Genomic DNA, 9744 nt, shown 5'->3' with positions numbered 1-9744 from the left:
CAGCTGTTCACCGACCACACCCTCGAATCCGCCCCGGCCGCCTCCCGCCGATTCATGCAGGGCACCGCGGACCACCTGGGGTACCTCCCCGCCGCCACCCGGCGCTGGGCCGCCTCGCCCCACCTCCTGGAGGGTTTCGGCAAGCTCAACGTCCTGTTCGAGACGACCACCCTGGACCCGCTGGCCCGCGAAGTCGTCATCCTCACCGTCGCGACCCGCAACGCCTGCCACCTGTGCGTCGCGATGCACACCGCGAAGCTGACCAAGCTGGGGGCGGCGGAGGAGCTCATCTCGGCACTGCGCGAGCGGCGACCGCTGGCGGACGAACGCCTGGACGCCGTCCGCGTCCTCACGCTGAGGATCCTGGACACCGCCGGAGCGGTGGACGACACCGCGCTCCAGGCGTTCTTCGCGCACGGCTACACCCGCCAGCACGCGCTGGAGATCGTGCTGGGTATCGGCACCTACACGATGTCCACCCTGGCCAACGCACTGGTGCAGGCACCGGTGGACGAGCAGCTCGAGCCCTACGCCTGGTACCGGCACGCCGCCTGAGAACGGCCCCGGCGGGCTGCCCGTGGCCCGTGGTGGCCCGTGGGAAAATGGCCGGATGCGGCAGATCGGGAACGACGCGAACCTCGCCGGGAAGATCCTCGACGAGCTCAGGACCGCCATCGTCAACGGCGAGCTGGTCGCGGGCAGCCTGTACTCCGTGCACGACCTCGCCGAACGGCTCGGGGTATCCCGCACCCCGGTACGGGAGGCCCTCATCCAGCTCGTCGAACGCGGCATGGTGCGGTTCGAGCGCAACCGGGGGGTGCGCATCCTGCAGACCTCCCTGCACGATCTGGAGGAGGTCTTCGCGATCCGGCTGCTGCTGGAGGTGCCCGCCACCTACCGGGCGGTGACCCAGCGGACGCCTGCCTGCCTCAAGGAGCTCGCGGTGCAGCTCAAGACGATGCGGACCGCCGCCGCCCGGCACGACGAGGCCACGTTCATGGCCGCCGACCGGCGTTTCCACGAGGTGATCAACGAGGCCTCGGGCAACCTGAGGCTCGCCCGCTACATCGATTCGCTGCGGGACATGGTCCTGCTGCGGGGCACGTCGACGGTGGACCGATCCCGCAGCCTCGGCGACATCCTCGCCGAACACCAGGCGATCTTCGACCTGATCGAGGCGGGCGAGGCCGAACGGGCCGCGGAGTCGATGCGCGCGCACCTGCTGCACACCGCGCGCCTGCTGATCGGGCAGGAGGCGGCCGCGGGCGGGGATTCCGCACCCCCGGTGTCCTTCGACTGGACCGCCTACCCCCACTGACCCGGCCCCGGCCTCGCCGCGAGGGACCGGATCCCTGCCCTTCTTCCCGTGAAGGGTCCCTTCACAGTCGATTCGACCGTGAAGGGTCCCTTCACGGCGCCCACGGCGACCCTTGGTTGACGGAGTAGCATGCTACATGCCACTGTGTCGCCCGGCGGTTCTCGCACGAAGCGCAAGGAGGCGCGGATGACGGCACCGAGCAAGGTCCACCTGCTCCGGACCGGGACCATGGAATGCGACCAGACGTGGCTGCTGCTCAAGCCCGGGGCCACGATCACCGACCGGTCGAACCCCGGCAAGCAGGCCGTCTGGACGACCTGCCCCACCCATGCCGTGCTCATCGAGCACCCCGAGGGCCGGATCCTGTGGGACACCGGCGTGCCCCAGGACTGGGAGACCCGCTGGGCACCCACCGGCCTGCAGGAGTTCTTCCCCGTGCAGGAGGGCACGAGCTACCTGCAGGACTCGCTGGCCGCACTGGAGCTCACGCCGGACGACATCGACGTGCTCGTGCTGTCGCACCTGCACTTCGACCATGCCGCGAACGCGAAGCTGTTCGACAACGGCAAGACCCGCATCATCGTCAACCGCGCCGAGCACGAGGGCGCGCTCGGCATCGACGGCCCGTTCAAGGGCGCTCACCTCAAGGTCGACTACGAGGGCATCGACTACGAACTCGTCTCCGGTGACGCCGAGATCGCGCCCGGGGTGAGCGTCATCGAGACCCCGGGCCACACCTGGGGGACGATGTCGCTGCGGGTGGATCTGCCCGAGTCGGGCACGAAGATCTTCACCTCGGACGCGGTCTACCTCGGCGAGAGCTGGGGACCGCCCGCCGTCGGCGCCGCGATCGTGTGGGACAGCGTGCGCTGGCTGGAGTCGGTGGAAAAACTGCGCCGCATCGCCGAGGAGACCGGCGCCGAAGTGGTCTTCGGGCACGATCCGGACCAGGCCGCGAAGCTTTCCTTCGCCCCCACCGGGTACTACCGCTAGGAAGGGGACGCGCCATGACCGAGTATTTGAACGAAACGGTGTTCACCTGGGGCGCCACGCCGCTGAAGTTCGGCGCGGGCGCGGTCGACGAAATCGGCTGGGATCTGGCGCAGATGGGCGCCGAACGGGTCCTGATCGTCACCGACCCCGGTGTCGCGGCCAGCGGCGTCCCGCAGCGGGTCGCCGACGCCGCCAAGGCCGACGGGCTCACCGTCGAGATCTACGACCAGGTGCACGTCGAACCGACGGACGCGAGCATCAGGGCCGCGGTGGAGTTCGCGAGCGAGTCCACCTGGGACGGGTTCATCGCGGTGGGCGGCGGTTCGTCCATCGACACCGCCAAGGCGGTGAACCTGATGACCACCTACCCGGCCGATCTCTACGACTACGTCAACAAGCCGATCGGCGCGGGCCGGGCGCCGGCGGGCCCGCTCAAGCCGCTGGTCGCGGTGCCCACCACGGCGGGCACCGGCTCGGAGACCACCCCGGTGTGCATCATGGACTTCCTGGAGCTGAAGGTGAAGTCCGGGATCAGCCACCCGCGGCTGCGGCCGACGATGGCGGTCATCGACCCGCTGCTGACGCTGAGCATGCCCCCGGAGGTCACCGCGGCCAGCGGGATGGACGTGCTCTGCCACGCGCTGGAGTCCTACACGGCACGGCCGTACGACTCCTTCCCCCGGCACCGGCCGGAAACGCGCGTGGCCTACTGCGGGTCGAACCCGATCTCCGACGCCTGGACCGAACAGGCGTTGACGCTGCTGGCGCGCTCCTTCCGGAAGGCCGTGCTCAACGGCGGGGACCTCGCCGCCCGCACCGACATGATGCTGGCGGCGACGTTCGCCGGGATGGGCTTCGGCAATGCCGGGGTGCACATCCCGCACGCGTGCGCGTACCCGATCGCCGGGCGGGTCAAGGAGTACCGGCCGAAGAACTACCCGCAGCACGAGGCGATGGTCCCGCACGGGGAGTCCGTCTCGCTGACCGCGCCCGCCGCGTTCCGGTTCACCTTCCCGACCAATCCGGACAAACACCTGCGGGCGGCGGCGATCCTCGATCCGCGCGCCGCGGCGCAGGCCGACCCGGTGGACCAGTTGCCGTTCGTGCTGTCCTCCCTGATGCGCGACATCGGGATCCCCAACGGCATCGGCGGGGTCGGCTACACCGAAAGCGACATTCCGGACCTGGTCGAGGGTGCGCTCAAGCAGGAACGCCTGCTCACCATCGCGCCCCGCCCGGTGCGCGGCGAGGACCTCGCCGCCATCTTCGCCGAGTCGATCGAAAACTGGTGAGGGCACATGCCGATCTACGACTACGCCTGCGAGTGCGGGCACCGGTTCGAAGCGCTGGTGCCCTCGCACGCCAGTCCGGCACCGGACTGCCGCGCCTGTGGCGGGCGTCCCCGGCGGCGGCCCCCCGCGGTCCGGCTCGGCGGGGTCGCCGACGCCGGCCCGAGCCGGGACGACGCGCCGAAGAGCTGGCGGGGCACCGGCAACGGTGACGCCGAGACCGTCCGCCACTGGCACCGGCAGATGACCCGGCGCGAGAAACTGGAGCAGCGCTACCCCGAACTGGCCGGTGACCGCCGTCCGGTGCTGGCCCACGAGGGCCGGTTCGCGGCGGCGCCCCTGCGGGCAGGCGATCCCCTGCCCGCTTCCCCGAGTGATGGAGCCGCATGACCGCGACAGCGGACGAGGAGCGCGTGGCCCGGTTCCTGGCGGAACTGGGCCACGCGCTCGCGGGTGAGGTCGAGCACGGAACCACGGCGCGGGCGACGTACAGCATGGACGCGTCCAACTACCGGCAGGTGCCGGTGGCCGTGGTCCATCCCCGCACCGTCGAGGATCTGGAGACCACGGTGCGGCTGTGCCGCCGGTACCGGATCCCGATCACCCCGCGCGGGGCGGGCACCAGCATCGGCGGGCAGGCGCTCGGGCGCGGGGTGGTGCTCGACTACACCCGGCATCTGAACCAGATACTGGAGATCGACCCGGCCGCCCGCACCGCCCGCGTGCGGCCCGGGGTCGTGCTGGACCGCCTGCGGGAGGCCGCGGCCTGGGGCCGCACCGCCGACAACGTGGTGGCGCTGGAGGTGCTCACCGCCGACGGCACGCGCATGACCATCGGGCCGGACACCGCGGCCGATCCCGGCCCGGCCGGGCGGATGCACCAGCGCCTGCGGCAGCTCGCCCTGGACAACCTCGCCGTCCTGCGCACCGGTTTCCCGTCGCTGCCCCGCCGGGTCTCCGGCTACGCGCTGGACCAGTTACTGCCGGAGAACGGCACCAATCTGGTGCGCGCGCTGGTCGGCACCGAAGGCACCTGCGTGCTGCTGACCGAGATCACCGTGCGGCTGGTGCCCGCGCCCGCGGCCCGCGCGCTCGTGGTCGCCGGGTACGAAGACGACATCGCCGCCGCGGACGCGGTGCCTTCGGTGCTGTCGTTGAAGCCGCTGACCGTGGAGGGCATGGGCGCCGATCTGGTGGAGGCGCTGCAGGCCCGCCGGGCGCACCCGGCGGTGGACCTCCTCCCGAAGGGGCGAGGCTGGCTGTTCGTCGAGGTCGGCGGGGCGAGCGCCGAACAGGCCCGGCAGCGGGCCGAAGAGCTGTCCGCGGTGCTGCGCGACCGGACCGGGGCGGACACCGTGGTGGAAACGGAGCCCGCGGACCAGCGGCTGCTGTGGTCGGTCCGGGAAAGCGCCGCGGGCATCGTCACGCGTATGGCCGACGGGACCGAGGCCTGGCCCGGCTGGGAGGATTCCGCCGTCCCGCCCGAGAACCTCGGCGCCTATCTGCGGGACTTCCGCGCCCTGCTGGCCCGCCACGGTCTCAAGGGCGTCCCTTATGGGCATTTCGGCGAGGGCTGCGTGCACATCCGGATCGACTTCGCCCTGACCGACGAGGAGGGCAGGCGGCGGTTCCGGGCCTTCCTGGAGGAGGCGGCGGATCTGGTGGTCCGCCACGGCGGATCGCTGTCCGGCGAGCACGGCGACGGCCAGGCCCGCGCCGAGCTGCTGCCGCGCATGTACCCGCCTGCGATCCTGGACCTGTTCGCCCGGTTCAAGGGCATCTGGGATCCGGAAAACCTGTTCAACCCGGGAAATCTGGTGCACCCCCGCCCGCTGGACGCGGACCTGCGGTTCGACGGGCCGGTGCGGTCGCTACCGGTCACGCTCAGGTACCCGCACGACGGCGGCAGCCTCGCGGTGGCGGCCCGCCGCTGCGTCGGCGTCGGCGCCTGCATCGACACCTCGACGGGCGTGATGTGCCCCAGCTACATGGTCACCCGGCGTGAGGAGCACTCCACGCGGGGCCGCGCGCACCTGCTGTTCGAGATGATGCGCGGCGAGACGGTGACGGAAGGCTGGCGCTCGCAGGAGGTCCTTCAGGCACTCGATCTCTGCCTGTCGTGCAAGGGCTGCCTGTCCGACTGCCCGGTCAACGTCGACATGGCCTCCTACAAGGCCGAATTCCTGCACCAGCACTACGCCGGCCGTCTCCGCCCGGCCAGCCACTACTCGCTGGGTTTCCTGCCGCTGCTGGCGAGACTGGCCTCGGCCGCACCCCGGTTGGCGAACGCGGTACTCGGCGGGCGGACGGCCCCGCTGGTGAAGAAGCTGGGCGGGATCACACCGGAACGCTCGCTGCCACGGTTCGCGCCCCGGAGCTTCCGCCGCTCGTTCCGGCCGCGACCCGGCAGCGACCGGCCGAAGGTGCTGTTGTGGCCGGACACCTTCACCAATTTCCTTTCGCCCGAAGTGGGTGTTGACGCGGTGAAGGTGTTGGAGCACGCGGGTTTCGACGTGGTGCTGCCCTCGTCTTCGGTCTGCTGCGGGCTGACCTGGATCTCCACCGGCCAGCTGGACATCGCGCGGCGCATGCTGCGGCGCACGGTGCGCGTGCTGCGCCCCGCGCTGGACAAGGGGGTGCCGATCGTCGGCCTGGAGCCGAGTTGCCTGGCCGTGTTCCGGCACGACGCCCGGGAGCTGCTCGGCGACGACGAGCTCAACGGCCTGCCCGGTAAGGCGTTCGGCCTCGCCGAGTTCCTGGAGCGGTTCGCGCCCGACGTGGAGTTTCCCCGCCTCCCCGCGAAAGCGATCACCCAGGAGCACTGCCACCAGCACGCGACCACCGGCAACGCGGCCGACGAACGGCTGCTGCGGAAGGTGGGCGTGGACAACCGAACACTCGACTCCGGATGTTGCGGACTGGCCGGGAACTTCGGGGTGGAGAAGGGGCACTACGAGGTGTCCGTCGGCGCCGCGAACCGGGTGCTGGTGCCCGAGGTGGAAGCCGCCGCCCCGGACACCCTCGTCCTCGCCGACGGGTTCAGCTGCCGGACGCAGATCGCCGACCTCACCGAGCGCCGAGCCTTGCATCTGGCACAGGTGCTCGCCAGTGCACTCGAACACGCCGAGGAGCGCTAGCGCACCACTGCGTCTACGTCAACAAACCCGTTAACCCACAAGGGTTTGTCGTTCAACCGTGCATTTACAGTCCACTTAGGACGGTCGATGATTCGGTCCAGACGCGCCGCGCGACCCGATAGCGCTTCGCCACCGGGTGATTTCGCCGTTTGCGACAGCGGTTTCAGGGTTTCCGCCACATCCTGGTTACACCAACCTCACATGAAGGGAGCCAGATGTGACTGACGTGCCGGAGAGGCCGGCCGGAAGAATCCGGTGGCGGCGCTTTCTCGGAATCTTCGCCGCCGGGGCCATCGGTGCCGGCGGGATCATGGTGGCCATCGCCCAGGAGGCGCTGGCCGTGTCGTTCGCGGTCGCCGGGACGCCGCTGAAGACCACCGCGGACCAACTGAACGGCTACGGCTTCGTGGCCTACGGAGCCATCGACCACGAGATCAACGGCAGACTGCACCCCGTGCTGGTGAACGCCTTCCGGCGCGCCACCCTGGACAACTTCTGCCAGTCGGTGACGACGCCGGTGCCGATCCTCGGATCGGTCACCCTGCGGACCACCGCGCCGCATGTGTACGCGGAGAACCTGGGCGTCGACGTCGAGCTCATCCTCGGTACCGTGACCTATCACGACGTCGAGATCAACCGCGACGCCAGCACGCTCACGGATGGGCCTCCCGGGGCCAGGGGCGTGCCCGGCACCTCCGGCACCCAGGCGGCCGCGGTGAACGTGAAGGACCTCCGGCAGATCGCCTGGGCGACGGTGGCGGACACTCTGCGCCTCTCCGACTCCAAGACGATCGTGCTCATCGGCAACCACCCCTGCTTCTGATCATGGACAGGTCGGAAAACGCAATGCTGCGCGGGAGTGCGGCGATGGTCACGGGCTCCGGCAGGGCCGTGGCGCGCGGCTGGTCGGCCGTGCGGTCCGGCAGGCGGGCGTTCAAGCGCTGGCGGCGCGGGCGTCCCTTCCCGGCCGCGGTGCTGCTGGTGGCCTCGGCGATCATGCTCCTGCTGCCGCCCTACTTCACGCTCAAATACCGGGACCTGGTCATCTCGATCAACACCGTCGGCGGGGCCTCCGCCCTGGTGCTGGGCGGCCTGCTGATCATCGGTGCCGTGGTGCTGTGCGTCCGGCCGAAATACCGCGTCCCGGTCGGCATCGTCGCGGTGCTCGCCTCCCTGGTCGCCCTGGTCACGGCCAACTTCGGCGGCTTCCTCCTCGGTACGATCTTCGGGCTCCTCGGCTCGGCGCTGTGCCTGGCCTGGACCGATCAGCCCACCCTGCCGCGGCAGGCCACCGAGGAGGCTCCCGGCAAAAAGCGCCGCTTGTTCCGGCTTTTCGGCCGGGGTAGGCGCCGCCAGGAAGAAGGCCTCGGCCATGAGGTGGCAACCACGGAACGAGAAAGCGTCTGACGCGACGAGGAGAAACGATGTTCGCAACGCGGCGCGGAGAGCGCTCCCCTGCCCCGGATGAGGCCGCCCGGGACAGGGGAAGGCGATCGACGATCCCACGGTGACGACCCCACCGGCTCCCCGTGCCGCGCTGCCCCGCGGCCTGACCGTACTCCTGGCCGCCGCGGCCGTGGTGGTGGTGATCGCCGGGCTGAAGGCGGCCTCCTGGTTCGTCGGCCCGGTGCTGCTCGCTCTGGTGATCGTGATCGCGGTCAGCCCGGTCCAGTCGTGGGCTCGCCGCCACGGCTGGCCGGGCTGGCTTTCGACTCTGCTGCTTCTGCTCGCCGTCTACGGCATCATCGTGGTGCTGATACTGACGATCATCGTGTCGGCGGCCCGGCTCGTCTCGCTGTTTCCCCAGTACTCGAATCAGGCCACGGCGCTGTTCCGCGAAGCGGTCGCGACGCTGGAACGGTTCGGGGTCGACCGGGACGCGGCGGCGAAGACGGCGGGCTCGCTCGACCCGGCCAAGCTCGGCAGTCTCGTTTCCGGCCTGCTGTCCGGTGTGACCAGTGTCCTTGCCAATCTGGTGTTCCTGCTGGCGCTGCTGCTCTTCCTCTCCGCCGAGGCGAGCGGGCTGCCCGCACGGCTGGCCGAGATCGCCGCCGATCGCCGTCCGGTGGTGACCGCGTTGCACGACTTCGCCCGCGGCACCCGCCGCTACCTGGTGATCACCACGGTCTTCGGTTTCATCGTCGCCGTCTTCGACACGATCGGGCTGGCCCTGCTCGGCGTGCCGGTGGCCGTGCTGTGGGGCGTGCTCGCCTTCATCACCAACTACATCCCCAACGTGGGGTTCATCCTCGGCCTGATCCCGCCCGCGCTGCTCGGCCTGCTGTCCGGCGGCTGGCCGCTCATGCTCGAGGTGATCGCGCTGTACTCCGTGCTGAACCTGGTGATCCAGTCGCTGATCCAGCCCCGGTTCGTGGGCAGCGGCGTGGGCCTTTCGGCCACCGTCACCTTCCTGGCCCTCATCTTCTGGGCCTGGGTGCTCGGCGGCCTCGGCGCGCTGCTGGCGATCCCGATGACCCTGCTGGTCAAGGCGCTGCTGGTGGACACCGACCCGCGGGCGAACTGGGTAACCGCGCTGGTGCGTTCGGCCAGTGATTCGGCTCCGAAACGCTGAGATCACCTCAGTGCGTGAGGACCTTCCTCTTCAGCGCCTCGTATTCCTCGTTGGTGATGGCGCCGCTGTCCAGCAGTTGCTTGGCGTGCGCGATCTGCTCGGTGGGCCGCTCGCCCGACTTGCTGACCGAACGCACGTACTCGTCGAACTGCGCCTGCGCGGACCGTGCCTCCTTGATGTTGCGCTCGCCCATCTGGCGCCCTTGGGCGATCAGGTAGATCAGCACGCCGAGGAAGGGCAGCACCAGCACGAGCAGCGTCCAGCCCGCCTTGCCCCAGCCCGAGATGTCGTGACGGCGGAACAGGTCGCGGAACACCATGATGAGCAGCCAGAACCAGATCACCCAGCCGAAGAACACCAGCATCGTCCACACCAGTTCGAGGAACGGGTATTGACTGCCGGTTGTCTGTGCCAGCACCATGTTTCCTCCTTAAC

At 70.1% G+C, this 9744-nt stretch carries 10 protein-coding genes; 9 read left to right on the top strand and 1 reads right to left on the bottom strand.

Features of this window, described 5'->3' with window-relative positions:
• Nucleotides 1-3: 3 nt before the first annotated feature.
• The 9 genes from FNH05_RS23165 to FNH05_RS23125 all read left to right on the top strand — a co-directional run bounded on the left by FNH05_RS23165 (nt 4) and on the right by FNH05_RS23125 (nt 9309).
• The gene (locus FNH05_RS23165; protein WP_144590828.1) at nt 4-555 is read left to right on the top strand and encodes a carboxymuconolactone decarboxylase family protein; all 552 of its coding nucleotides are present in this window, start codon (nt 4-6) and stop codon (nt 553-555) included.
• 55 nt (nt 556-610) lie between these two features.
• The gene (locus FNH05_RS23160) at nt 611-1318 is read left to right on the top strand and encodes a GntR family transcriptional regulator (protein WP_144590827.1); all 708 of its coding nucleotides are present in this window, start codon (nt 611-613) and stop codon (nt 1316-1318) included.
• 186 nt (nt 1319-1504) lie between these two features.
• Complete coding sequence (locus FNH05_RS23155; RefSeq protein ID WP_144590826.1) at nt 1505-2311, top strand: N-acyl homoserine lactonase family protein; 807 nt, start codon at nt 1505-1507, stop codon at nt 2309-2311.
• Nucleotides 2312-2325: 14 nt separating this feature from the next.
• A complete protein-coding gene (locus FNH05_RS23150; RefSeq protein ID WP_144590825.1) occupies nt 2326-3603 on the top strand; it encodes a hydroxyacid-oxoacid transhydrogenase in 1278 nt (425 codons plus the stop codon).
• 6 nt (nt 3604-3609) lie between these two features.
• A complete protein-coding gene (locus tag FNH05_RS23145; RefSeq protein ID WP_144590824.1) occupies nt 3610-3990 on the top strand; it encodes an FmdB family zinc ribbon protein in 381 nt (126 codons plus the stop codon).
• Nucleotides 3987-6737: an FAD-binding and (Fe-S)-binding domain-containing protein gene (locus FNH05_RS23140; protein ID WP_144590823.1), complete on the top strand. Its 2751-nt coding sequence runs from the start codon at nt 3987-3989 to the stop codon at nt 6735-6737. The genes FNH05_RS23145 and FNH05_RS23140 overlap by 4 nt, the downstream gene beginning before the upstream one ends.
• Nucleotides 6738-6954: 217 nt before the next feature.
• Entirely contained in the window at nt 6955-7560 is a 606-nt protein-coding gene (locus FNH05_RS23135) for a DUF6230 family protein (RefSeq protein ID WP_144590822.1), read from the top strand.
• 2 nt (nt 7561-7562) lie between these two features.
• Nucleotides 7563-8144 (top strand): DUF6114 domain-containing protein, encoded by a 582-nt coding sequence (locus FNH05_RS38210; RefSeq protein ID WP_186382691.1) that lies wholly within the window; start codon nt 7563-7565, stop codon nt 8142-8144.
• A gap of 100 nt (nt 8145-8244) precedes the next feature.
• Complete coding sequence (locus tag FNH05_RS23125; protein ID WP_144590821.1) at nt 8245-9309, top strand: AI-2E family transporter; 1065 nt, start codon at nt 8245-8247, stop codon at nt 9307-9309.
• A gap of 7 nt (nt 9310-9316) precedes the next feature.
• Here the strand turns inward: FNH05_RS23125 and FNH05_RS23120 are convergent, their stop codons facing one another.
• Nucleotides 9317-9730: an SHOCT domain-containing protein gene (locus FNH05_RS23120; RefSeq protein WP_144590820.1), complete on the bottom strand. Its 414-nt coding sequence runs from the start codon at nt 9728-9730 to the stop codon at nt 9317-9319.
• Nucleotides 9731-9744: the final 14 nt, after the last annotated feature.

The sequence above is a fragment of the Amycolatopsis rhizosphaerae genome (assembly GCF_007713715.1).
GTDB lineage: Bacteria > Actinomycetota > Actinomycetes > Mycobacteriales > Pseudonocardiaceae > Amycolatopsis_E > Amycolatopsis_E rhizosphaerae.
This window is presented reverse-complemented; position numbering and strand designations above follow the sequence as displayed.

Coding starts and splice junctions, on each gene's coding strand:
- FNH05_RS23155 (WP_144590826.1), top strand. CDS start 1,505: ATGACGGCACCGAGCAAGGTCCACCTGCTCCGGACCGGGACCATGGAA.
- FNH05_RS23160 (WP_144590827.1), top strand. CDS start 611: ATGCGGCAGATCGGGAACGACGCGAACCTCGCCGGGAAGATCCTCGAC.
- FNH05_RS23120 (WP_144590820.1), bottom strand. CDS start 9,730: ATGGTGCTGGCACAGACAACCGGCAGTCAATACCCGTTCCTCGAACTG.
- FNH05_RS38210 (WP_186382691.1), top strand. CDS start 7,563: ATGGACAGGTCGGAAAACGCAATGCTGCGCGGGAGTGCGGCGATGGTC.
- FNH05_RS23145 (WP_144590824.1), top strand. CDS start 3,610: ATGCCGATCTACGACTACGCCTGCGAGTGCGGGCACCGGTTCGAAGCG.
- FNH05_RS23150 (WP_144590825.1), top strand. CDS start 2,326: ATGACCGAGTATTTGAACGAAACGGTGTTCACCTGGGGCGCCACGCCG.
- FNH05_RS23140 (WP_144590823.1), top strand. CDS start 3,987: ATGACCGCGACAGCGGACGAGGAGCGCGTGGCCCGGTTCCTGGCGGAA.